23 protein-coding genes are annotated in these 22,349 nt (G+C 44.7%); 22 read left to right on the top strand and 1 reads right to left on the bottom strand.

Annotated features, from left to right (window positions below):
* From DSOL_RS20170 to DSOL_RS20155, 4 genes are all read left to right on the top strand, one after another.
* Positions 1-450: phosphoribosyltransferase family protein (locus tag DSOL_RS20170; RefSeq protein ID WP_075366591.1), on the top strand; the 450-nt coding region annotated here is incomplete at its 5' end.
* Positions 451-570: 120 nt separating this feature from the next.
* On the top strand, positions 571-825 hold the full coding sequence (gene spoVG, locus DSOL_RS20165) for a septation regulator SpoVG (RefSeq protein WP_009617236.1): 255 nt from the start codon (positions 571-573) through the stop codon (positions 823-825).
* 386 nt (positions 826-1,211) lie between these two features.
* A complete protein-coding gene (glmU, locus tag DSOL_RS20160) occupies positions 1,212-2,573 on the top strand; it encodes a bifunctional UDP-N-acetylglucosamine diphosphorylase/glucosamine-1-phosphate N-acetyltransferase GlmU (protein WP_075366588.1) in 1,362 nt (453 codons plus the stop codon).
* A gap of 15 nt (positions 2,574-2,588) precedes the next feature.
* Complete coding sequence (locus DSOL_RS20155) at positions 2,589-3,530, top strand: ribose-phosphate diphosphokinase (protein WP_075366587.1); 942 nt, start codon at positions 2,589-2,591, stop codon at positions 3,528-3,530.
* Positions 3,531-3,547: 17 nt separating this feature from the next.
* On the opposite strand, the gene DSOL_RS20150 is transcribed toward DSOL_RS20155, so the two are convergent.
* Positions 3,548-4,273, bottom strand: a complete 726-nt coding sequence (locus DSOL_RS20150) for a PRC-barrel domain-containing protein (RefSeq protein WP_075366586.1) — start codon at positions 4,271-4,273, stop codon at positions 3,548-3,550.
* Positions 4,274-4,364: 91 nt separating this feature from the next.
* Here DSOL_RS20150 and pth point away from each other — a divergent pair, with 91 nt between their 5' ends.
* The 18 genes from pth (at position 4,365) to tilS (ending at position 22,281) form a co-directional block, all read left to right on the top strand.
* Positions 4,365-4,922 (top strand): aminoacyl-tRNA hydrolase, encoded by a 558-nt coding sequence (gene pth, locus DSOL_RS20145; RefSeq protein WP_075366585.1) that lies wholly within the window; start codon positions 4,365-4,367, stop codon positions 4,920-4,922.
* Between the two features lie 58 nt (positions 4,923-4,980).
* On the top strand, positions 4,981-5,157 hold the full coding sequence (locus tag DSOL_RS28140; RefSeq protein ID WP_170871579.1) for a hypothetical protein: 177 nt from the start codon (positions 4,981-4,983) through the stop codon (positions 5,155-5,157).
* 148 nt (positions 5,158-5,305) lie between these two features.
* The gene (mfd, locus tag DSOL_RS20140; protein WP_075366590.1) at positions 5,306-8,836 is read left to right on the top strand and encodes a transcription-repair coupling factor; all 3,531 of its coding nucleotides are present in this window, start codon (positions 5,306-5,308) and stop codon (positions 8,834-8,836) included.
* A gap of 37 nt (positions 8,837-8,873) precedes the next feature.
* Complete coding sequence (locus DSOL_RS20135) at positions 8,874-9,818, top strand: peptidylprolyl isomerase (RefSeq protein ID WP_075366584.1); 945 nt, start codon at positions 8,874-8,876, stop codon at positions 9,816-9,818.
* Between the two features lie 159 nt (positions 9,819-9,977).
* Positions 9,978-10,541: a stage V sporulation protein T gene (gene spoVT / locus DSOL_RS20130; protein ID WP_075366583.1), complete on the top strand. Its 564-nt coding sequence runs from the start codon at positions 9,978-9,980 to the stop codon at positions 10,539-10,541.
* A 130-nt stretch (positions 10,542-10,671) separates the two neighbouring features.
* Positions 10,672-12,129 carry a bifunctional methyltransferase/pyrophosphohydrolase YabN gene (gene yabN, locus DSOL_RS20125; RefSeq protein ID WP_075366582.1) on the top strand — a complete coding sequence of 486 codons (1,458 nt, stop codon included), beginning with the start codon at positions 10,672-10,674 and terminating at the stop codon, positions 12,127-12,129.
* Positions 12,130-12,213: 84 nt separating this feature from the next.
* On the top strand, positions 12,214-12,489 hold the full coding sequence (locus DSOL_RS20120) for an HU family DNA-binding protein (RefSeq protein WP_075366581.1): 276 nt from the start codon (positions 12,214-12,216) through the stop codon (positions 12,487-12,489).
* A gap of 175 nt (positions 12,490-12,664) precedes the next feature.
* Positions 12,665-12,928: an RNA-binding S4 domain-containing protein gene (locus DSOL_RS20115; RefSeq protein ID WP_075366580.1), complete on the top strand. Its 264-nt coding sequence runs from the start codon at positions 12,665-12,667 to the stop codon at positions 12,926-12,928.
* 153 nt (positions 12,929-13,081) lie between these two features.
* Entirely contained in the window at positions 13,082-13,360 is a 279-nt protein-coding gene (gene yabP, locus DSOL_RS20110) for a sporulation protein YabP (protein ID WP_075366579.1), read from the top strand.
* Between the two features lie 46 nt (positions 13,361-13,406).
* Positions 13,407-13,901 carry a spore cortex biosynthesis protein YabQ gene (gene yabQ, locus DSOL_RS20105; protein ID WP_075366578.1) on the top strand — a complete coding sequence of 165 codons (495 nt, stop codon included), beginning with the start codon at positions 13,407-13,409 and terminating at the stop codon, positions 13,899-13,901.
* Between the two features lie 139 nt (positions 13,902-14,040).
* Entirely contained in the window at positions 14,041-14,283 is a 243-nt protein-coding gene (locus DSOL_RS20100) for a sigma factor-like helix-turn-helix DNA-binding protein (RefSeq protein WP_075366577.1), read from the top strand.
* Positions 14,258-14,569: an FtsB family cell division protein gene (locus tag DSOL_RS20095; protein ID WP_075366576.1), complete on the top strand. Its 312-nt coding sequence runs from the start codon at positions 14,258-14,260 to the stop codon at positions 14,567-14,569. The genes DSOL_RS20100 and DSOL_RS20095 overlap by 26 nt, the downstream gene beginning before the upstream one ends.
* A 99-nt stretch (positions 14,570-14,668) precedes the next feature.
* Positions 14,669-15,058 (top strand): S1 RNA-binding domain-containing protein, encoded by a 390-nt coding sequence (locus tag DSOL_RS20090; RefSeq protein WP_075366575.1) that lies wholly within the window; start codon positions 14,669-14,671, stop codon positions 15,056-15,058.
* 246 nt (positions 15,059-15,304) lie between these two features.
* Positions 15,305-17,389 (top strand): SpoIIE family protein phosphatase, encoded by a 2,085-nt coding sequence (locus DSOL_RS20085; RefSeq protein WP_075366574.1) that lies wholly within the window; start codon positions 15,305-15,307, stop codon positions 17,387-17,389.
* 8 nt (positions 17,390-17,397) lie between these two features.
* Positions 17,398-18,162, top strand: coding sequence for a threonine/serine exporter family protein (locus DSOL_RS20080; protein ID WP_075366573.1), 765 nt, complete (start codon positions 17,398-17,400; stop codon positions 18,160-18,162).
* Positions 18,163-18,462: 300 nt separating this feature from the next.
* Positions 18,463-20,223, top strand: coding sequence for a formate--tetrahydrofolate ligase (locus DSOL_RS20075; protein WP_075366572.1), 1,761 nt, complete (start codon positions 18,463-18,465; stop codon positions 20,221-20,223).
* A gap of 185 nt (positions 20,224-20,408) precedes the next feature.
* Positions 20,409-20,879, top strand: a complete 471-nt coding sequence (locus DSOL_RS20070) for a threonine/serine exporter family protein (protein WP_075366571.1) — start codon at positions 20,409-20,411, stop codon at positions 20,877-20,879.
* On the top strand, positions 20,824-22,281 hold the full coding sequence (gene tilS / locus DSOL_RS20065) for a tRNA lysidine(34) synthetase TilS (RefSeq protein ID WP_075366570.1): 1,458 nt from the start codon (positions 20,824-20,826) through the stop codon (positions 22,279-22,281). The genes DSOL_RS20070 and tilS overlap by 56 nt, the downstream gene beginning before the upstream one ends.
* Positions 22,282-22,349: the final 68 nt, after the last annotated feature.

The raw sequence follows: 22,349 nt of genomic DNA, 5'->3' as shown, positions 1-22,349 counted from the left end.
AGACCACAAAAACCCGATGTAGTGGTTACGATCGAAACGAAAGGAATCGCACTTGCCCTTCTGACAGCAGAGGCCTTAGGGTTGCCTATGGTTGTCATTCGCAGTGGAAATAAAGTGACTGAAGGTTCCTCCGTGAGCATTAATTACGTTTCTGGTTCATCTCGGCGGATTCAAACTATGTCCCTTTCCCGTAGAGCCTTAGAACCCCAACAGCGTGTCCTCGTGATCGACGATTTTATGAAGGCGGGAGGAACCGCTCTGGGGATGAAGAATTTGATGGCCGAATTTGAAGCGGATGTTGTGGGAATTGGAGTCTTGGTGGAAGCCCAGGTGACTGCAGAGCCTAAGCTTGTCGACGGATATTTATCTCTTTTACAGCTTAAAGAATTGGATCTAAACACGGGTAAGACGCTGGTTGTCTCTAAGTTGCCTTCTGAATTTAATAAGTAGGACCCTAGTTTACTCGTAGAAATTTTTATGGATTTAAATTCAAGGCAGGATTTTTTTGCCATACAGAGAATATCATTATGAACAAGCCCGGAAAGAAAAATGGAAGGGTGGTGATTCATAATGAATATTACTGATGTGCGGGTTCGGAAGATAAACACGGAAGGAAAGATGAAGGCAGTGGTCTCCGTGACCTTTGATAATGCTTTTGTTGTTCATGATGTCAAAGTCGTTGAAGGTATGAACGGTATTTTTGTAGCCATGCCTAGCCGTAAAACACCGGAAGGAGAATTTCGTGATATCGCCCACCCTATATCTGCTGCAGCACGAGAGGTAATCCAGACGGCTGTCTTAAAAGCTTATCAAGAAGCTATTTAATACCAATCAGAAAGTATAAGTTTCGGGTGGCATAAGTGCAACTAAGGCGACCGCCTTCGCTAAGGCTTGGCGCCAGCCAAGTTTTCTTTATACTATCAGAAAGTATAAACTTGCGTTATATACTTTACTTTCTAAGCATAAGTGCAACTAAGGCTGCCGCCTCGCCGGAGGCTTGGCGCCAGCCAAGTTTTCTTTAAATGCTAATTATAGATGTGTTAGATCGGATTGAAGGGGACCTTGTCGATAGGTCTCCTTTTTCGCAGTGCTCTTTATTTGAATTATAAAACTTTGGAATTAAAAAAGGGTTTTAGGCAATTTTGACGAATAAATTACATTTGGAATGTAAAAATAAGTTGAGGTTAGACTAAGCTGGAGGCGATTTAGATATGCCTAATTTAGTAGCGGTGATCATGGCTGCAGGAAAAGGGACAAGAATGAAATCGAAGTTGCCGAAAGTCATGCATTCATTGGCAGGGCAAACTCTCCTTGAACATGTCTTAAATGCGGCAAACCAAGTCGGGATTGAACGTCCGCTGGTTGTTGTCGGGCATGGACGAGAAGTCGTTGAGGCTAGCCTTAGCGGACGGGCTGAGATAGTCGTTCAGACAGAACAACTTGGAACGGGACATGCTATTATGCAAGCCTTGCCTTTTTTGGAGGGCGTTCAGACCGTTCTTGTCTTAAGTGGGGATCAGCCGTTACTTAAACCTGAGACACTACGCGCACTTATTGAATTGCACACCACTAGAGGGTCTAGTGCTACGGTATTAACAGCCTACATGGATCAACCGTTTGGGTACGGTCGGGTTATTAAACGTGGTGAGGACCTTGCCAAAATTGTCGAGGAAAAAGACGCAACTCCTGATGAGCGACAAATTAGAGAAGTTAATACGGGGACGTACTGTTTTGAGGGCTCGGCACTCAAGGATGCCCTGACGAAAATCACCCCGCAAAATGCGCAAGGGGAATATTATCTGACAGAAGTCTTTGATGTTTTTTTAAGGCAAGGGAAAAAAATGTTGACGTATTGCACAGGGGATTCCCATGAAGCCTTGGGGATTAATAGCCGGGCTCAATTGGCCCAGGCTGAAGCAATTTTTCGCGAGCGCATTCTTGAACATTGGATGACAGAAGGGGTTACAATTGTAGATCCCTCCTCGACCTTTATTGACGCGGAAGTAGAATTTGAACAGGACGTAAGGATTTTGCCTTTTACTCGTCTGATGGGTAAAACGCGTATTGCAGAAGATGCCGTACTTGGACCCCAGACTAGTTTGGAGAATTGTACAGTGGGGTGTGGGTCTGAAGTGACCTACACTGTGGCAAAAGATGCGTCGATCGGGGAACACTGTCACATTGGCCCATTTGCCTATTTGCGGCCAGGTACAAAGCTAGAAGCGGAAGTAAAAGTGGGGGACTTTGTAGAAATTAAAAATAGTTGGATCGAAAAAGGATCGAAAGTACCTCATTTGAGTTATATTGGAGATACACATATTGGAAAATCAACCAATATCGGAGCTGGTACAATTACTTGTAACTATGATGGGCGCAACAAATATCCAACCAAAATTGGAGATCATGCCTTCATCGGCAGTAATACAAATCTAGTTGCTCCACTTGAAGTGGGAGATCATGCTGTTACGGGCGCAGGTTCTACTATTACCAAGAATGTTCCTGCAGAAGCTTTGGCAGTTGAACGGAGCCAGCAAGTGACTAAGGAACATTGGCAGCGCAAAACAATAAAATAGGGGGCTATAAAAGGCATGGCGGCAAAAGAATTTAAGATTTTCTGTGGAAATGCCAATCGGCCGTTGGCACAGGAAATTGTGAGTTATCTTGGAGTTCCGCTCGGTGAAGCAAAAATAAAACGTTTCCAAGACGGTGAAACCTGTCTGGCCATTGATGAAAGTGTTCGGGGGTCGGATATCTACGTTGTTCAACCCACCTGCTATCCCACGAATGACAACATAATGGAGTTATTGATTATGATTGATGCCATTCGTCGGGCCTCAGCACGCCGTATTACTGCCGTAATGCCCTATTATGGTTATGCTCGCCAAGAGCGCAAGTCAAAGGCACGTGACCCCATTACGGCGAAATTAATGGCCAATCTGATCACCACGGCAGGAGCAGATCGCGTTGTAACAATGGACTTACACGCTCCGGCAATTCAGGGATTCTTCGATATTCCTCTGGATCACTTGCCCGGAGTCCCAATTTTGGCTGAGTATTTCAGGGAGAAGGGACTTGAAAATCTCTGCGTCGTATCTCCGGATTTAGGTGGAGTTACGAGAGCACGAAATCTCGCTGAACGGATCGGTGCGACCCTTGCTATTATTGATAAGCGACGGCCAGAACCCAACGTTTCTGAAATTATGCATGTCATCGGTGAACTGAAGGGGAAGACCGTGATCATGATTGATGACATTATTGATACCGCAGGAACCATTACCCAGGGGGCCCAGGCCCTCCTAGAACGGGGCGCCAAGGAAGTGTATGCTTGCTGTACCCATCCGGTCTTATCTGGGCCGGCAATTGAACGTTTAAAAAACTCCGTTATTCGTGAACTTGTTGTAACGAACACGATTCCCCTAGGCCTAGAGAAGACGATTCCCATCATTAAGGTCTTGTCAGTGGCCCCACTCTTAGGCGAAGCTATTGTCCGCATTCACGAAGATCTTTCGGTCAGTAAGCTCTTCAGTTAAAAAAGACCCCTGGGGTATTAGCCCAGGGGTTCTTTGGTTATAGGGATTTCCGAAACAGTTTGCTCGTCTGAGACGGTCGCTTCAATTTCGGGAATGATGACGGGGATTTTCTCGGAAGCAGGGTTAGAAACAGATTGGGTTTTCGTTCGTTTGAAGTAGTTGCTGATGGTGTGAGTTGTTTCCGAAGCCAGATGGGTCGTGGAGTGAACTAAGTTTTTAAAGGAGTCATTGAGTCCTTTATCCGCAACGGTGAGTGCATTTTCACTTCCTTTTTGAGTGACGATGACATCGTGTCCAATTGTCATAATGTATTCTGCAGCAATCAGGGCCTTGCCGCTCAAGAATCCTTCGAGTTTACCCCCTGAAATCTCTATCTGGGTTATTTTTCCTGTTTGTGGTTCAACATAATATTCATCCGCAGTGCCCAGTGTTTTTCCTGTTTCTGTGACCATCTTTGTCCCGATGATGGTCAATTTTTCTTTGACCAAATCAAATAGTTCCGGAAGATTTGAGGTTTTTTCCACGTGGGATTCCTTGTCAATCGTGATTGCGTCATCGCCGACACTGACGACTCTCGAATAAGGGATAATGCGCTGATCCTTGAAAAAACCTTTAGGGTCAACAACAATGGCTGCTAGAGACTTGGTACTGGCGTTAAGAATTATGGCCTTGACATATCCGATTTGTTGCCCTTCCTGAAGGGAAATGATCGGTAAGGATAAATACTTTCGACTGGGTTTCACATGGTTCACCCCCCTTTTGGTGATGATTCGATTCCTATTCTTAAAGAATGTATTCAGAGTATGAGATGAATATGCTTTGGAGGAGATTAGAATGAAGGTTATTGTCGGTCTCGGAAACCCAGGTCCCCAATACTCAGAGACGCGTCATAATATTGGCTTTTTGTTGGTGGACCTGTTGGCAGAGTTCTACGAACTTCAATTTCGCACAAAATTTCAGGGATTGTGGACGGAAGGAAATGTGGAAGGGGAACGTGTTCTCTTTTTGAAGCCTCAAACCTTTATGAATTTGAGCGGACGTTCGGTGAGTGATCTCTGTCATTTTTATAAAGTTAAAGGGGACGATTTATTGATTGTTCACGATGATATGGATTTACCGTTGGGCAAAATCCGTTTGCGTAATCAAGGTAGCGCAGGGGGGCATAATGGAATTAGATCCATTCTAGCTGAGTTGGGATCTGAGAAGTTCTGGCGGCTAAAATTGGGTGTGGGTCGTCCACCCAAAGAGTGGGACCCTGCACGGTTTGTCCTTTCCCCCTTTGAAGAAAATGAACTTACGCTGTTAGATGAGGTACTTGGACGTGCAGTGAAGGCGACCCACCTCTGGATTAAAGGGGAAACGGATCATGCCATGAATTTATACCATCGTTAAAAAGAGTATAACCTCCTAAGCTAGGGGCAATTCTACTAGCTAGGGAGGTGATTTCAGGATGAAGATTTTCAAAGTTTGTCAGGCCTGTGATCGAATTATTGGGGAGATTGAGTTAGATGACTTGACCAGCCAGAGCGTGGACCCTATAATGGATATCGTTGGAAATGTTGCATATGCCCTTTGTTCGGTTTGTGCGCATGAAATGGAAATGAAGCCGAGAAACGTTTACCATTAAGGGAAGGGATGTTAAGCTTTGTAAGTTAAGGTTGAGTATAGGGGGCATGTTGAGGAACACCATGCCCTGTGTTTTAGTAGGGGGAAGCAAATGGGGGTCCTTTGGCGGACGTTCATCTTTTTTTGCTGCCCGAAAGGATGAGTGTTTTTTGGATACAATTCGTGATTATCTTAGGCAGGGGCTCGACATCAAAGAGATTGATCAGTCGTTAAGCCAGGGAGAATGGCCCCAAATGATTTACGATTTAACAGGAAGCCAAAAAGCTGCCTTTGTTGCTCAGCTTTTGCATAAGTCCAAACCTGGTTTGATTCTGACCTATTCGGAAGAGCAAGCGCAAAAGTGGGCTAACGATTTGCAAACATGGCTTCCTCAGAAAACGATCCTGCATTTGCCCACAACGGAATGGCTGCCCTTTGAAGTCTTGGGTAGAAGTAGGGAAACGACTTCCGAGCGAATTCATGTTATGAACCGTCTAGCCCAGGAACCGAAGTGCACGATAGTGGCGTCTGTCCTCGCAGTAGAACGGCGCGTGTTTCCTCTTGGACGTTGGCTAGATTATTCGTTAACATTTGAAGTGGGAAAAGGGTATGGCTTGTCGGATATTCTCACTGCGCTAACGACTGGAGGGTATGAACGGGTCGAGACGGTTGAAGGGAAGGGGCAGTTCGCCTTAAGAGGGGGCATCTTGGATATTGCGCCCTTGGGCGGAGAGGCAGTGCGGATTGAGTTTTTCGATGATGAAGTCGATTCCATCCGGATGTTTGACCTCGAAACGCAGAAATCGGTGGCTTCTAAGGATAAGGTGTTGATTTCTCCGGCAATGGAGTATGTTGTTACTAAGGAGGAACTTGGGCAACTTCGATTTACCATTCGGGCTGAGGCACGCAAGACCACGAGTATGCTTCAACGTTCTGGGCGGAAAGAGGCTGCTGAGCGTCTGCAAAAACAGGTTGATTTTTTGGAAGAAAGGCTTGAGCAAGGGATCTTGGACGAAAATGTTTATCCTTTTCTTAGTTTAGTTAAAACGTCGCTTGTGCCATTTTATTCCTATCTTGCCGAGGATCACCTTGTTATTTTGGATGAGCCACAACGTTTAAAAGAACAATTAGAGTTTCAGGCCAATGAACGATTACTGGAATTCACGCAGCAATTAGAAGCTGGAGAAGCTTTTGTTCATCCAGAGGCTCAGTTTATTGACTACGATGATATTCTAATTCATGGCAAACGACACCCGTTGCTTGGCCTATCAACTTTACTGAGGCAGGCTCCAGGGTTTTCGCCAAAGAGAATTTTTAATCTTAATGCGCGCCCCTTGACGGGTTTTATGGGAAAAACAAGTCTATTAGTTGAAGAGATAGAGCACCGTAAGGATGAAGGAAATATCGTAGCTTTGTTTGCCGGTGATGATGATCATGTGGAGCGACTTATTCAGGGCCTAAAGGATAGTGGAGTAACTGCCTTCCGCCAAAGACTCGATGATCCTGTTAAAGCGGGACAGGTTTATGTTTATCCGTATTCCCTTGACCAAGGGTTTGAGTTGCCGCTTGGAAAGCTAGTCGTTCTGACGGAAACTGAAATCTATAAGAGGGAGAGCAAGGCTGTTGGCAAAAAGGTAAGTACAGCTGCCAAGAAGAGTCTCTATATCTCAGATCTTAAACCTGGGGACTATGTTGTTCATGTTCATCATGGGATCGGACAATTTACTGGCATTGAGCGGTTAGAGGTCGGCGGAATTCAAAAGGACTATTTTGGGATCCGCTATGCTGGAGAAGATCGACTCTATGTTCCTTTAGATCAATTGCATCTTTTACAAAAGTATTTGGGAAGTGCTGCGGAAACCCTACCTAAACTTTACAAACTTGGGGGGAGCGATTGGAATAAGGTCAAAACTAAAACACGTGGTGCCGTCAAAGAAATGGCGATTGATCTCGTAAAACTTTATGCTGAGCGTGAGGCAATCCAGGGATTCGCCTTTTCCCAGGATAATGTTTGGCAACAGGAATTCGAGGAGAAGTTCCCTTATCCTGAGACTCCAGACCAACTCCAGAGTATTGCGGATGTAAAAAAGGATATGATGCGCCCACGGCCAATGGATCGCTTACTTTGCGGAGATGTGGGGTACGGCAAAACGGAAGTTGCTCTTCGTGCGGCATTTAAAGCGGTGATGGATAGTAAGCAAGTGGCAGTGCTTGTTCCTACGACCATTTTGTCCCAGCAGCATTTTAACACTTTTCGGGAACGGTTTATGGGTTACCCGATAACCATCGATATGCTGAGCCGTTTTCGCTCCCCGAAGGAGCAAAAGGAAATACTTCAGGGTCTAAAGGATGGACGAATAGATGTTATTGTAGGTACGCATCGCATTCTTTCCGATGCGGTTAAATTTAAAGATATAGGTTTATTAGTCATAGATGAAGAGCAGCGTTTTGGTGTTGCCCACAAGGAGAAATTGAAAACGTTAAAAGGTAATGTGGATGTGCTGACTTTGTCGGCAACCCCAATCCCTAGGACACTACACATGTCTCTTGTGGGAGTTAGGGATATGAGTGTGATCGAAACTCCACCTGAAGGTCGGTATCCGGTGCAAACGTATGTCACGGAGTTTCGGCCTGATGTGGTGCGAGACGCCATACGACGCGAAATTCAGCGTGGAGGGCAAGTTTTCTATGTGCATAATCGAGTAGAGGATATGGATCAGGTTACTCATTTCTTGGGTCAATTGGTTCCCGAAGCGCGCTTTGGCGTTGCTCACGGTCAAATGCGCGAAACGGCGTTGGAACGGGTTATGCTTGATTTCTTAGAACAGGAGACGGATGTCTTAGTTTCTACGACCATTATCGAAACGGGCCTTGATATGCCGAACGTGAATACGCTCATCATTGATGAGGCTGATCGCTTTGGGTTATCCCAACTCTATCAATTGCGTGGGCGTGTGGGACGATCGAATCGCAAAGCCTTTGCGTACCTCCTGTTTAAGCCGCAAAAGGTGCTCACAGAAATTGCCGAAAAACGTCTGGCAGCCATTCGTGAGTTTACGGAATTTGGGGCCGGGTTTAAGATAGCCATGCGAGACTTGGAAATTCGTGGTGCAGGGAATTTAATAGGTGCCCAACAACATGGGCATCTTGCAGCGGTGGGATTTGAGTTGTACAGTCAGATGCTCAAAGAAGCGGTTCTGGAACTGCGAGGAGAAAAGGTCGAAGAAGTCATCGAACCGAGCATTGAGCTTCAGGTGGATGCCTTCTTGCCGGATCCCTATGTTGTGGACAGTCAAACTAAGGCGTCGTTGTACCAACGACTGGCGCAGGTTCAAGATGAGGAACAGCTTAGCGAGATGGTTGACGAATTGGTGGATCGTTTCGGGACTCCAACGCGTGAAGTCGAGCATTTGATTGAAATCATCCGAATCAAATTGCTAGCAAGTACTTTGAAAATTGAACAAATCCAACAAGCTAAACAAAATGTGGTTTTTCGTTTTGCGGCAAACCCGAGTATAACTGGAGAGTATCTGATGGCCGTGGCCTCAGCTTCCCCCTATCCGTTGTCCTTTAAAACAATGCCAGGTGGGAATTTGGAGTGCAAAATTCGTATGCGCACGCTTGGTCAAGAGGAGATGATTGAAGCAGTACGTCGAGTGCTCGTTGTCTTTGGCGATATTGCTTCAAGGGCAACTCCTTGATATACTAGTCTCATGCAAATTGAAAGGGTGTGTCAATATGAAAAAGTCCCATGTGGGGATTATTTTAGGAGTCCTTACATTAATGATTGTGACCACGGGGTGCTCTTCGTTAGTTGGCGGTAAATGGGCAGCAAAAGTTAACGGAGACTCGATTTTGGTTAAGGATTATGATGCCCGCGTGGCTGATGCGCAAAAGATTTATGAATCACAAGGGATGAAGTTCGATACAGATCAAGGAAAACAGGCATTGCCTCAGATCAAAAGTCAGATATTAGATCGCATGATTGAGGGTAAGCTGATCGCTCAAGAAGTAAAGAATCAAAAGCTTAAGCTTGAGGATGCAAAAGTTAAAGAGCAAGAAGACGCTATTAAGAAAAATATGGGTGATGAGACGAAGTTTCAGAATACCCTCAAACAACAGGGGATGACGGAACCGGAATTAAAGAATTTCTTGGCAGTTTATGAGAAAGTAACGGCTGATATCAAACCAGTTAGCGATACTGAGGCCAAAGCTTATTATGACAAAAATGTACCTCAATACAGCCAGCCTGAAAGTGTTACTGCCCGTCATATTTTAGTTAAAACGGAAGATGAAGCAAAAGCAATTATTGTACAATTACAAGCTGGGGCCGATTTTGTAAAACTCGCTAAAGAAAAATCTATTGAGCCTGGAGCAAAAGACTCAGGCGGGGATCTCGGAACCTTTACTAAAGGAAAGATGGTCCCGGAATTTGAAACAGCAGCCTTTGCTCAAAAAGTTGGCACATTCTCAACCGTCCCGGTAAAGACGGAATTTGGCTATCATGTTATCTTAGTGGAAGCACACACAGCTGCAGCGGCTGCAGACTTTGCTAAGGTGAAAGCTCAAGTGACGCAAGATGCACTCAATGCGGCGAAAGATGCGAAGTTCCAGACTTATTTTGACACTATGCGTAAGAACGCCAAGATCGAATATTCTAAAGGATATCAGCCTGCAAGTTAACAGGGTTAAGAAAAAGAAGGCAATTAATTGCCTTCTTTTGTTTTACATTGGAAAATAATGAATAATTGGCAATCCCTAGATATATACTATCATTGAATTTAAGGTGGCAAGAACAAGGAAAAAATGATTTTTCGGACGACAAAGGAGGAAAGTGCGCCTATGAAAGCAACAGGTATTGTGAGGAGAATTGATGACCTCGGTCGTGTTGTTATTCCAAAGGAAATTCGTCGGACTCTTCGTATTCGGGAAGGAGATCCGTTAGAGATTTTTGTAGATCGGGAAGGGGAAGTTATACTAAAGAAATATTCCCCAATCCGTGAATTGGGAGAGTTCGCTAGAGAATACGCCGATTCTCTATCCGAGGCAACTGGGCATATCGCTTGTATCACAGATCGGGATACGATTATCGCAGTATCCGGAGCATCAAAGAAAGAGTATCTGAATAAAGCGGTAGGACCGGCCGTAGAACAGGCAATGGAAGAAAGGAAAACGATTCACATCGGAATTGCAGGAGAACACGTCTCGTGCAAAAGCTGTCCAGAAAATGAGGAAGACGATAAATGCAAGTATACCGGTGAAGTCGTTGCACCGATTATTTCCCAAGGGGATCCCATAGGAACAGTGATGCTCTTGTCCAAAGAAGCAAATATGAAGATGGGCGAGTTAGAGATCAAATTGGTTGAGACTGCCGCTGGTTTTTTAGCGAAACAGATGGAACAGTAAAACTTAACAGGGGGACAGGTACGCCGTTTGCGATGCAAACGGCGTACCTGTCCCCCCGTTCTTCGAGCGCCTACGGCTTGGTGCAAGCTAGTTTACTTTATGCTAAAATACCCCTAGGAGGTGGAAAGAAATGTCCTCGTGTCTTCATGTTATAGGCTTAGGGCCTTCAGGTCTGGAACAGTTGACCCTTGGAAATTACCGACTTATATGCGGTTCGAAGAAGATTTTCGCGCGAACATCCCAGCATCCCTGTGCTCAGGAATTGATGGCTGAGGGTGTGCGGGTAGAATCTTTTGATGAGATTTACGCCAAGGAACCGTCCTTCGAGAGAGTTTATGAAAGAATTACGGAGCGATTACGTGAGGAACTGCAAAAAGGTACAGACGTGATTTACGCAGTTCCTGGACACCCCATGGTTGCGGAAAAGACAGTCCAACTTATTGGAGAAAAGCTGGCGCAGGACTATGAGGTCGTGATTCATCCGGCCATGAGCTTTGTCGATGAGATTTTTAGAGTGTTGCAGTTCGACCCGATTGAGGGGGTACTCATCCGGAATTACGACGCCCTCAAAGGGGTAGGATTGACGGGTCAGGAATGGCTTGTTATCCCCCAAGTGTATAACAAGCTAATTGCCTCAGAAGTAAAACTAGATCTCATGGCTTCCTATCCTGATGATGCGTGGGTGTATGTTGCCCAGGCGTTCGGGACATCTGACCAACGAGTGGACAAGCTTCCACTTTACGAGATGGATCATGGGACATTTGATCATTTAACGACGATCATTTTGCCCCCGAACTCAAGTGTTATTTCATTTACCAAGTTAGTTAACGTTATGGCAACCTTGCGATCTAAGGAAGGGTGTGCATGGGATCGGGAGCAAACCCATGAATCACTGAAACCTTGTCTGATCGAAGAAAGTTATGAAGTACTTGAAGCAATTGAGAAACAAGATATGTATAATTTGTGTGAAGAGTTGGGAGACTTATTATTACAAGTTGTTTTTCACACTCAATTAGCTGCAGAAGAACGTGATTTTGAGCTCCAAGACGTACTTCGCGGGGTTATCCAAAAACTGATTCGCCGACACCCGCATGTTTTTGGAAAAGAAACGGCTGAGACAGCGGACGATGTGATCCTGACTTGGGACAGAATAAAGAAGGAAGAAAAGGCAAGCGAAAATGACGAGCCGGCCTTCTTCCACGATCCTAAAGGCTTACCCGCTCTCATGTGGGCTTCTTCAACCCAACGTAGAGTGGCAAAGGTAGGATTTGACTGGCCTGATATTGAGGGGCCTTGGGAGAAGGTTCAGGAAGAATTACAAGAATTGAAAACTGCCTTGGCTGATGGAATAGGAATTCGTGAGGAATTAGGGGATTTGATATTTGCTACTGTAAATTTATCCCGATTTTTAAAGTTAGATGCGGAAGAGGTATTGAGGGATGCCACACATAAGTTTCAGTCGCGTTTCTTGAAAATGGTTGAGTTAAGTCAAGAAAACGGCCTAAACTTCGAGCAATTACCCCTTGACAAAATGGATGTTTTGTGGGAACAAACAAAATCTGAAGAAAATAGTGGTAAATTAAAGTAATATAAACCTTAATAAGCAGGAGATTGGTTATTTATCGCGAAATATAATTGTCGTGATAAGATCAGTTATTAGGAGGGACTATTTTTGAATAAGGCTGAATTAGTTAGCGCAGTTGCTGAGAAGGCTGACATGTCCAAGAAGGATGCGGAAAAGGCTGTAAAAGCCGTATTTGATGTCATCGAGGAGTCTTTGGCACAAAGTGAAAAGGTTCAACTGGTTGGTTTTGGGACGTTTGAAGTAAAAGATCGTGCGGAACGTACTGGAAGAAATCCCCAAACAAAAGAAACCATCGTAATTCCTGCGGCTAAAGTACCTGGTTTTAAGGCGGGGAAGGCTCTCAAAGACGCAGTCCAAAAATAAGTCTTTGGACTTTGTTAAAAAATCAGGTTCCAGGCTTTCTCTGGAACCTGATTTTTCGTACTAGCAAGACGTGCAGTTTTCGATGGAACAGCACATAAACAGAATGTTTGTTAGCTAGGCATCCGTAAACTAAAACCAGTGTTAGCCCTAGTTGTTCGCAAAAGGAAGGTAAATAATGCGTATTGATAAATATTTAAAAGTTTCCCGCCTCATCAAGCGTCGCACAGTGGCTAAAGATGTTTGCGTAGGGGAAAAGATCTCAATTAACGGACGGACTGTCAAACCCTCAGCAGAAGTCAAAATAGGGGACCGCGTCATCTTAGAGCTGGGGAATCATGTTATAGAAGTCCAGGTTTTGTCGACTCCGAACAGTGTAAAGGCCAACGAAGCCCATACGCTCTATGAATTGATTAGGGATGAACGAAAGACAGAGTCTTGATCACAAGACTCTGTCTTTTAAATTTTCTCTTGAGGTTGACCCAGAGGCGAGTAATGGAACGTGTGCGAATGTGCAAACAAACTGACTCCCGAATGTCTAAAGGACGAGTAAAGCGAATAGGGTTTAAGAAGAAAAAAGTTAGGGGGATAGGGCATGGTGAACAAAGTTGGCAAAGGACATCGCCTTGTCATGGAAAATCGAGAACAAATTGCGTTGACTGGAGTACAAAAGGTTCAGTCCTTTGACCCCAAGGAAATTGTTCTGGAAACCGAACTTGGGATTTTGAGTATCAAAGGAGATCAATTAGGCATCAAAACGCTTAATCTTGAGGAGGGGATGGTGGATCTTCAAGGGCATGTCAGTGCTTTGATCTATCATCGAAATACGAGCGAAGGTTCTCGACAAGGCTTTTTAAACCGAATTTTCCGTTAAATTCTTCATAAATCAGAAGAAAGGAGGAAGAACAATCTCAGAATTCGTGACGTTTTTTTGGGTTATTGTGTCGGGGGTGATTGTTGGAGTAGTTTTTGACTTTTATCGTTCTTTTCGACGTTGGCAAGGCTGGGGATGGGTTTTAACTTTTGTTGGAGATGTACTTTTTTCTTTAGTGGCGTTGTTCATTCTTTTCCGCTTCTTTGAAAGAGCAAATGCACTAGCCTTTCGTTTTTATGTTATTTGGGGCAGTTTGCTGGGACTAATTCTTTATTTAAGATTATTGAGCCGTTTTTCTGTTCGTTTCTTTTTTGGGTTCTATCGGGTTATGACGTATCTCGCAGAGCTTATCCACAGAGGGATAAAAGTTCCGATTAGGGGGCTAGTCCTTATAATGCGGCCGCCCTATGCAATGTTGCACTGGATCAGTCTCCTTCTTTTTCGAATTGGAGAATATATTCTTCTTGAACCGATCTTGCGTAGCATAAAAAGACTAAAAATGTGGTGGAATACACTCTTACCGCCTAGGACTAAAGGGTAAAATTTTCCAGAGGGATTGATTACTGAATAGGGAGTGGCTATAATGGAGTTATCCTCATGTTTTGTCCATGGTTTGTAAGTGATTTGTCCACAGATTATCCACACTTTGTGTATAACTTTTTTAGCAAGGGTGAACCACAGTGCAACTAGAAATAAGAGGCTTAGAAAAGTTAAGCTTTCGGGAGCGCCAAGCGGTGATTCTCAAAGAAAGTGGAAAACCACTTGAAACCATTGCCAAACAACTTCGTCTCAGCCAGAGTTCTGTGGCTACTTTATTAACCCGAGCGAGGAGTAAAGGATACGAGATCGTTTGTATTATCCCGGGAGGAGAACTTGGCTTAGGAGGAGAGGAATTGGATGAAGAGGGCTCGACAGAAGATTAAGACTCAAAATCGAAAAAGGGTTCGACTTCGGAGCGGGTCTCTTTTTGTTCTGTGCATTACACTGGCTGTGGCTGGAAGTTCAGGATGGCAACTGTTGAAACTCCGTTCTCAAGTTGAAGGACAATTAGCCAATTTGAGTCAAGAAAAGGTAACTTTGCTTCAACAGGAAAAACTTCTTCATGATGAAATTACACAGTTAAACACTCCAAGTTACATCGAACAATTGGCCCGGGAGCAGTTAGGACTCGTAAAACATGGCGAGATTCTCATTTCTCCCAAGAATTAGTACTCTACATTCGTCGTCTTAACCTTGACAGGCATGAAATGTGCTGCATATAATATGAGTAGGTATAGATAGATCATCACAAGGAGGAGTTTACTTCGTATGGCCATTGACGTTGGCAGTATTGTTGAAGGAGTCGTGACGGGGATCACGAACTTTGGAGCATTTATTGAATTGCCGGATAGAGTAACCGGACTCGTACATATCTCGGAAGTCGCTGATGCCTATGTCAAGGATGTTCGGGATTACCTAAAGGAACAGGATCATGTTAAAGTAAAAGTTATTCACGTTGATGAAAAAGGGAAAATCGGACTTTCAATTAAACAAGCAAACCCCCCTGTTCGTAATGTGGGTCGTGAACGCCGTCTTCCTCCAACTGTGTCCTTTGAGGATAAATTGGCTAAGTTTATAAAAGACAGTGATGAGCGTCAGACAGAATTTCGCAGGGCCACGGATTCTAAACGTGGAGGTAGAGGTTCAAGCAGATATTAGGATTTAACCGCCGGGGGCGGTTTTTCTTATATCTGTAAGAAAAACTACCTTGAATTCAGAGTTTTTCTACATACAGTTTTTTGAAAATGCGGACATATCATAGAGAGTCATAGGGTTATAGCCAAAGAATAAAGGGTTTTTATAGGAACAGCGTCGAAAGTTGTTGCGCATAATTGACTTTACTAGACAAGGTTTGCTCTTAATATGAGCTATAATGTTACCATAATATGGGTAAGAGGTGACATTATGGCAGAGTGGGCAACGCTAAAATTAGATCAAGGCCTGCGTAGCAGGATATCAATCGAAAGTTCGCTTTTTCCACTGATCTTGGGAGGGTTGTTGGCGCGGGGCAGTATTTTGGGCCTTCATCCTTTCGGGGTTGCGTTTGGTGCAGCTTTGCTCTTGAGGGGCGAAAGCGGATTTTCCTTTGGGTTACTCGGTATTTTAATCGGCGTAATTTCCTTGAAGGATGTGTCCTTTGCTTTACAAGTGGTCTTAATGTTAGCAACATTGATGGTGATTTTGCCCTCAGTCCGGAAGAAAAAGCATCAGGGGATTTTTTTAGTTATCCTGACAAGTTTAATGGTAGCCCTCATTTCTTCTCTGGCAATAAGCTTGGCAAAACCGGACCTTTTCGTGTTACTCACAGTTGGCTTTCATAGTATCTTGGCCGGGAGTGGGGCCATCATTTTCTGGTTTGCTTTGAATCATCAAGAGGCTATCTGGAGGGGCGAATTCCAACGTGAACAAGGAATTGCCTGGCTTTTTATCTTGATAGGCGTAATTAGTGGACTTGAGGGCGTTCAGGTAATGGGAATAAATTTTTCCGTGGTCTTGTTGAGTTTTTTTACTTTATTTGTATCGGAACGGTATGGTGCTGGAACTGCGGCGGGCGTTGGAGCAATATTGGGTTTTATGCCTCAATTAACGATCAATGCCCAAAATCTTATGGACGCCGGAATTTACGGTTTGGCTGGTTTTTGTACAGGCGCCTTTCGTCAGCTTGGAAAAATAGGGATTGGAACTGCTTTCATTGCGGTTATGCTGATGTTGACTGTTTTCCTAAGACAAGAGGCCATCTATACTCAACTTATTTCTTCCACAGTGGGTCTATTCCTCTTTCTTCTGTGGCCGGGGGCAACTCCCCGAAGGGACTTCTTGAAACCAAAAGCGATTCCAGAGGTGGAAACTACGGTTTCCAAGGTAAAGGCCTTGGCAGAAATCTTTGATCAAATCGCTTTGAGCTATCAGGCAGCTGAGTCAGAATCGTTCGAGATGCGCCAAGAAGTTCCCGAACTCATGAATGTCCTAGTCGAGCGTGTGTGTCATTCCTGCCCGACAATGGAGGCCTGCTGGAACCGAGAATTTTATAAGACTTACCATATCTTCTTTGAACTATTTGGTTTGGTTGAGAACCAAGCGGATGTAAAGTTACAGTCATTACCTGTCGAGTGGAAACGCCATTGTGGACGACTAAAGGAAATGTTACTGGGCGTGCAATTTATCATAGAACAAGAGAAGAGCCAGGAAACTTGGCGTCGTCGTTTGGTTCTTAATCAAGATGCATTGTCTCGCCAGTTTCTCAACGTCTCCCAAGTCATAGGGAATCTTGCTAAGGAGCTTCACACCCAACATAACTGGGAAGTTGTTAAACCATCGAATTTAGCTCGCCGCCGACGTCAGTTTCTTGATGTAGGTATAGCTACCTTTACGAAAACTGGAAATGGAATGAGTGGAGATAATTATGCTTCTATTGCCTTCTCTTCAACTCAGCATGCCTTTATTTTAAGTGACGGAATGGGAGTGGGAGAAACTGCTGCCAAGATGAGCGCCACCGCGTTAACCCTCCTTGAGCAACTACTGACCACAGGTTTTGATCCGGAAGGCGCAATTCAGGCCTTGAACTCTATCTTAGTCTTACGTTCCCCCGAAGAAAGTTTCGTTACAATTGATATGGCAATTCTCGATTTAGAATCATCAAATATAAAGCTAATTAAAATAGGCGCGTCTCCCTCTTATTTGATCACGCCTGATGGAGTGAAATCGTTCGCATCGTCAAGTCTTCCTGCGGGTATCTTAAACCAGATTGATATCCCGATTATTGAAGGGGAAATGCAAAGTGGGGAAACCTTGGTATTATTAACAGATGGGGTACAAGACGTTCTCAAAGAAGGTACGGATTGGATTGGGGATCTATTAGGGAGAACGCCCCTAAATAAGTCTCAAGAAATCACTGACCTTATTGTTCAGGAAGCACGTCGGTTAAGCGAAGGAACCTTGGACGATGATGGAATTATATTGGTCATTCGAAAAAATTATTGGAACGAGTGATAATTATTATGGAGGATCTTGCTGATCTTGTACTCTTGGCCGGACAATTGATTTTAGAGAATGGTGGAGAAACATTTCGTGTCGAAGAGACCATGGTGCGGATGGCCTTAGCAGGCGGCGCACAAACTGCAGATGTCTTTGCTATTCCGCAAGGGATATTTTGCACCATAAACGAGGGACTACAAACCCATACACGCGTTGTTCGAATCCATAACCGTGGATTTAATTTGGCCAAAGTCCTTGAGGTAAATCGAATTTCGCGGCAGCTCTCGGAAGGAATTTTAACGGTTGAATCGGCCTATAATGAGCTTCTGAAGGTGGAACGCTTGCCAAGAAGATATCCAACAAGGATTCGTCTTTTAGCAGGGGCGATTGGCAGTGCAACGTTTAGCTATTTGTTAGGGGCCCACGTAGGGTCAGTCATTGTGGCTGGAATTACTGGTTTCCTTGTCTTGTCTGTGATGGAATTTCTGCAGAATAGAGAAGTTCTGAACTTCATTTCACTGGCAATTGCAGGGGTGATCACTGCCATCGCCAATCTTACTGTAAAGCAGCTTTGGCCAGCGTTAGAATTTGATTTGGCAATCGTTGGATCAATTATGGTGCTTGTCCCCGGGTTAGCTATTACAACGTCAGTTAGAGATGCCTTATTTGAAGATCTAGTTTCGGCCTCGATCCGTGGGGTGGAAGCATTTGGAGTAGCGCTTTCGATCGCCTCAGGAGTGGGGGCGGTATTGACGCTTTATTTGTGGGTTGGCGGGACCTTGCCCTAATGAAAATTATGAAGCAAGCAGGAACTCAGAATTATGTGTCGAATCTAACAATTATGTCTTTATTGAGACAGCCTTGCGCCTTGCGGTTTAACCAGGCGTTTCAAAAGTTAAGTTTAGAAATAACCCTGGTGATTAGTTAAATTACTTCTTTGGATATACTAATCACATTGATTGGGCTGAACTAGGGGATAGACTTAACTTCTTTTTTGTACCTAGGTGATAACTGGGGGGAGAAAGGCTTTGGTTTCTGTTTCAGGTTTTCAAAGAGTAAGAAATTTGATTGAGGGAGCGGATTAAATTATGGCTTGGGATGCTACAAAACTAAAGGACTGGCAGATTGCCGAAGAAGCTGAAAAGAACATGCCTACTGTTGACGAATTAGTAGAAAAACTGTCACTCAAAAAGGATGAATTAATTCCTTACGGAAGAACACCAAAAGTCGACTTTCTGAAAATGATGGAACGCCTCAAAGATAAGCCGGATGGCTTCTATATCGAAGTTACAGCTATCACACCGACTCCATTAGGGGAAGGGAAAACAACGACTTCCTTAGGTTTGATTGAGGGGCTTGCTAAAAGAGGAGTTAACGTAGGTGGCGCCTTGCGACAACCGTCGGGTGGCCCAACGATGAATATTAAGGGGACAGCCGCAGGTGGTGGTAATGCTCTGTTAATACCGATGACAGAGTTTTCCCTAGGATTAACCGGGGATATCAACGATATTATGAACGCCCACAACCTCGCCATGGTGGCTCTTAATGCTCGGATGCAGCACGAGGCTAACTATACAGACGAAGAGTTAGCTAAACGGGGTTTGAAGCGCTTGGATATCGACCCTAAGAATGTAGAAATGGGCTGGATCATAGATTTTGCTGCTCAAGGTTTGAGAAATATTATCATTGGTATTGGCGGTAAAAAAGACGGTTTCCAAATGCAATCTAAATTTGGGATTGCAGTGGGCTCCGAGTTAATGGCTATTCTGGCGATTGCCAAAGATCTTCCTGACTTGAGAGAACGGATCGGTAAAATTATTGTTGCGTATAACAAGAAAGGCGAACCGGTTACGACTAAAGACTTAGAAGTCGACGGTGCAATGACCGCTTGGATGCGTAATACAATTAACCCGACGATTTGTTATACTGCTGAGGGTCAGCCTGTCATGGTTCATGCTGGTCCGTTTGCTAATATTGCGATCGGTCAGTCTTCAATTATTGCTGACCGCTTGGGCCTCAAGATGTTTGATTACCATGTTACGGAAAGCGGATTTGCTGCAGATATCGGTTTTGAGAAGTTCTGGAATGTTAAAGCACGTTTGGGCGGCTTGAAACCGAATGTCTCGGTTCTCGTGGCTACGATCCGAGCTTTGAAAATGCACGGAGGCGGACCTGCTGTGGTACCGGGTCGTCCGCTACCTGAAGAGTATGTTCAAGAAAATCTCGAACTTGTGGAAAAAGGGTGCGCTAATCTACTTCATCATCTTAAAACGGTTAAGAAATCCGGAATTGTACCTGTTGTCTGCGTAAACGGCTTCTATACGGATACCGAAGCAGAAATAAACTTAGTTAAGAAAATTGCTAAGGAAGCGGGAGCTCGTTGTGCTTACTCCAATCACTGGCTCGAAGGTGGAGATGGTGCTTTGGAATTGGCAGATGCCGTTATGGATGCTTGTAAAGAGAAGTCTGAATTCAAACCCCTCTATCCGTTGGAAATGCCTCTCCGCGAGCGTGTCGAGCTTATCGCTAAAGAAGTTTACGGCGCTGACGGCGTAGATTGGGCTCCAGAAGCAGAAGCTAAGGCTAAGAGATTTGAATCGGATCCGTATTATGCTGATTTCTCGACCATGATGGTAAAAACTCATTTAAGTTTATCCCATGACCCTGCTTTAAAAGGGGTACCCACTGGCTGGAGATTGCCAATTCGTGACATCTTGGTTTATGGTGGCGCAAAGTTCCTCTGCCCAATGGCGGGTACAATTACTTTGATGCCTGGTACTAGTTCAGACCCTGCTTATAGAAGAATTGATGTTGATACCAAGACTGGTAAAGTTAGCGGCTTATTCTAGAGTTAGACGAGCACTATTTCTAACAGATGAAAGATTTTTTGAGGCCCTGAGCAATCGGGGCTTTTCCTTTTTTAGTACTTTTTTTTATGGCGCTTAACTAGATCGACTAAGTATGTCGTTGTGTTTAAGCGGAGAGAATGTTAAGGTATAGAATATGAGTTTTTCAACGCTATGGAGGTAGAATAATGCTGATAGAACTTGCTGTCTCCTTCATTGCTACGCTCGCCTTTGCAGTGGTTTTTAATGTTCCTGTCCGTTACTTATTGCCAGGCGCTTTTGCTGGAACGATCGGGTGGTTGATTTTCAGGTCTCTGGGAAGTACGAATACTGCTATCTTTTTGGCATCAGTAGGAATTGGGCTTTTGGCGGAAGGAGGAGCCCATATGTTCCGGGTTCCGGTTTTGATTATTGCAGTACCAGGGATTATTCCCCTAGTACCTGGAGTGGGAGCTTACTCGACGATGTTGGCTTTGGTCAAAGGGGATTTTATTGGGGCTTTGACTACAGGGGCGGAGACGTTGTTTGCAGCGGGCGCGATAGCAGTTGGGATTGCCTTAGCGACAGTTCCCCTACGTTTAGTTCGGAAAGGGGGCGCGAGACATGTACGAAAGACTGCACACACACATATTACCTCATTTGATTCCCCAAAACGCTAAAGTTTTGGTTGCAGTATCCGGAGGGCCGGACTCAATGGCTTTAAGTCATATTCTTTGGCGGTATGTACGAGAGGAACGGTTAAAAGGGATTTCCTTGGTTTTGTCGCATGTTCATCACGGAGTTCGGAAAGAGTCCGATGATGAGGAACGTATGGTTCAGAAGATGGCAGCGGAGTGGGAGACTCCTTGCATTATTCATCGTTTCGATTCTAAAGCGTATGCTAAAGCTAGGGGCCAATCGTTTCAAGAGGCCGCTCGGGAATGGCGTTACGCTCGTTGGAAAGAGGATATGCGCAAAGAGGGGTGCACTCTTTTGGCAACAGCCCATCATCTCGGCGACCAAGCAGAGACCATTCTTTATCGGTTACTCAGAGGAAGTGGAACTGCTGGCCTAGCTGGAATATATCCCGCGAAAGGCTCGACCATCCGACCCTTGCTGACGTTTTCTAAAGCGGATATCTTGAATTACTGTAAGCGAGAAGCTTTGCCCTATGCCTTAGATCGTTCGAACGAAGAACCAGTTTATGTTCGCAACCGAATTCGCCTAGAATTATTACCTGAATTGGAGAGGGATTATAATCCTCGGATTCAGGAGGCCTTAGGTCGAACTGGAGAACTTCTGCGTTGGGACGAGGAATATATAACCCAGCAGGTGGAGGTGGCCTGGAAGAACTACCATCTAGAAGGTTCGGACGATGAGATTGGCTTGAAACGTAATGTCTTTACTGAACCTGCAGCGATTCTTTCCAGACTATTGCGTAGGGCTGCGATGCTTGTCACCCATGAGCCACGAGGCTTGGGGTTTGACTATGTTGCGAAAATCATGGATTTTCAGGGGAAGGCTGGTTGGGCACAGGATTTGCCTGGAATGAGGGTTAAAATTACGGAAGAAGGGGTTTGGTTTAGCGCTTATGCTGATAGTGTAAAGTCCAAAGTGGTAGCGACATCCGGTAAACAGATAACAAATCTACCCTTTTCGGAAATCTCCATGGACATTGGGGTTTGGTACGAATTTACAAGCCTGAAAATGGAGATTGGACTGCTGGGAGAATCTGAGTATTACTCAGCGAACGGGTCCTTTGATGAACGCGAGAACAGGGTTGCAGTGTTTAGCAAAGATCTCTTAGGGAAGTTTTCGGAGCGGATGGTGTTTCGAACTCGGCGGCAAGGAGACAGGATGTGGTTCCGAGGTGTGGGGCATAAGTCAATTAAGAAGGTTTTCCAGGAGGAGAATATCCCAGTTATGCTGAGAAATCGACTCCCCCTGATGGCGTGCGAAAACGAGGTGCTCTGGATTCCCGGAGTTCGCCAAAGTGATCTTTGTCGCTCAGGCCAGAACACTGAAAAAGTTTATGGAATTGTAAAGTCTCAGGCCTGGGGTTCTAATTTGAATTCATTGTAAAACCCAGTACTGCGTGGTATAATATGGGGAATTGCTTCTTAGTAAGCAGTTGCCAACTAGAGAGGAGG

This window comes from Desulfosporosinus metallidurans (assembly GCF_001936615.1).
GTDB classification, from domain to species: domain Bacteria; phylum Bacillota; class Desulfitobacteriia; order Desulfitobacteriales; family Desulfitobacteriaceae; genus Desulfosporosinus; species Desulfosporosinus metallidurans.
This window is presented reverse-complemented; position numbering and strand designations above follow the sequence as displayed.

Coding starts and splice junctions, on each gene's coding strand:
- spoVG (WP_009617236.1), top strand. CDS start 571: ATGAATATTACTGATGTGCGGGTTCGGAAGATAAACACGGAAGGAAAG.
- glmU (WP_075366588.1), top strand. CDS start 1,212: ATGCCTAATTTAGTAGCGGTGATCATGGCTGCAGGAAAAGGGACAAGA.
- DSOL_RS20155 (WP_075366587.1), top strand. CDS start 2,589: ATGGCGGCAAAAGAATTTAAGATTTTCTGTGGAAATGCCAATCGGCCG.
- pth (WP_075366585.1), top strand. CDS start 4,365: ATGAAGGTTATTGTCGGTCTCGGAAACCCAGGTCCCCAATACTCAGAG.
- DSOL_RS28140 (WP_170871579.1), top strand. CDS start 4,981: ATGAAGATTTTCAAAGTTTGTCAGGCCTGTGATCGAATTATTGGGGAG.
- DSOL_RS20135 (WP_075366584.1), top strand. CDS start 8,874: ATGAAAAAGTCCCATGTGGGGATTATTTTAGGAGTCCTTACATTAATG.
- spoVT (WP_075366583.1), top strand. CDS start 9,978: ATGAAAGCAACAGGTATTGTGAGGAGAATTGATGACCTCGGTCGTGTT.
- yabN (WP_075366582.1), top strand. CDS start 10,672: ATGTCCTCGTGTCTTCATGTTATAGGCTTAGGGCCTTCAGGTCTGGAA.
- DSOL_RS20115 (WP_075366580.1), top strand. CDS start 12,665: ATGCGTATTGATAAATATTTAAAAGTTTCCCGCCTCATCAAGCGTCGC.
- yabP (WP_075366579.1), top strand. CDS start 13,082: ATGGTGAACAAAGTTGGCAAAGGACATCGCCTTGTCATGGAAAATCGA.
- DSOL_RS20095 (WP_075366576.1), top strand. CDS start 14,258: ATGAAGAGGGCTCGACAGAAGATTAAGACTCAAAATCGAAAAAGGGTT.
- DSOL_RS20090 (WP_075366575.1), top strand. CDS start 14,669: ATGGCCATTGACGTTGGCAGTATTGTTGAAGGAGTCGTGACGGGGATC.
- DSOL_RS20085 (WP_075366574.1), top strand. CDS start 15,305: ATGGCAGAGTGGGCAACGCTAAAATTAGATCAAGGCCTGCGTAGCAGG.
- DSOL_RS20080 (WP_075366573.1), top strand. CDS start 17,398: ATGGAGGATCTTGCTGATCTTGTACTCTTGGCCGGACAATTGATTTTA.
- DSOL_RS20075 (WP_075366572.1), top strand. CDS start 18,463: ATGGCTTGGGATGCTACAAAACTAAAGGACTGGCAGATTGCCGAAGAA.
- DSOL_RS20070 (WP_075366571.1), top strand. CDS start 20,409: ATGCTGATAGAACTTGCTGTCTCCTTCATTGCTACGCTCGCCTTTGCA.
- tilS (WP_075366570.1), top strand. CDS start 20,824: ATGTACGAAAGACTGCACACACACATATTACCTCATTTGATTCCCCAA.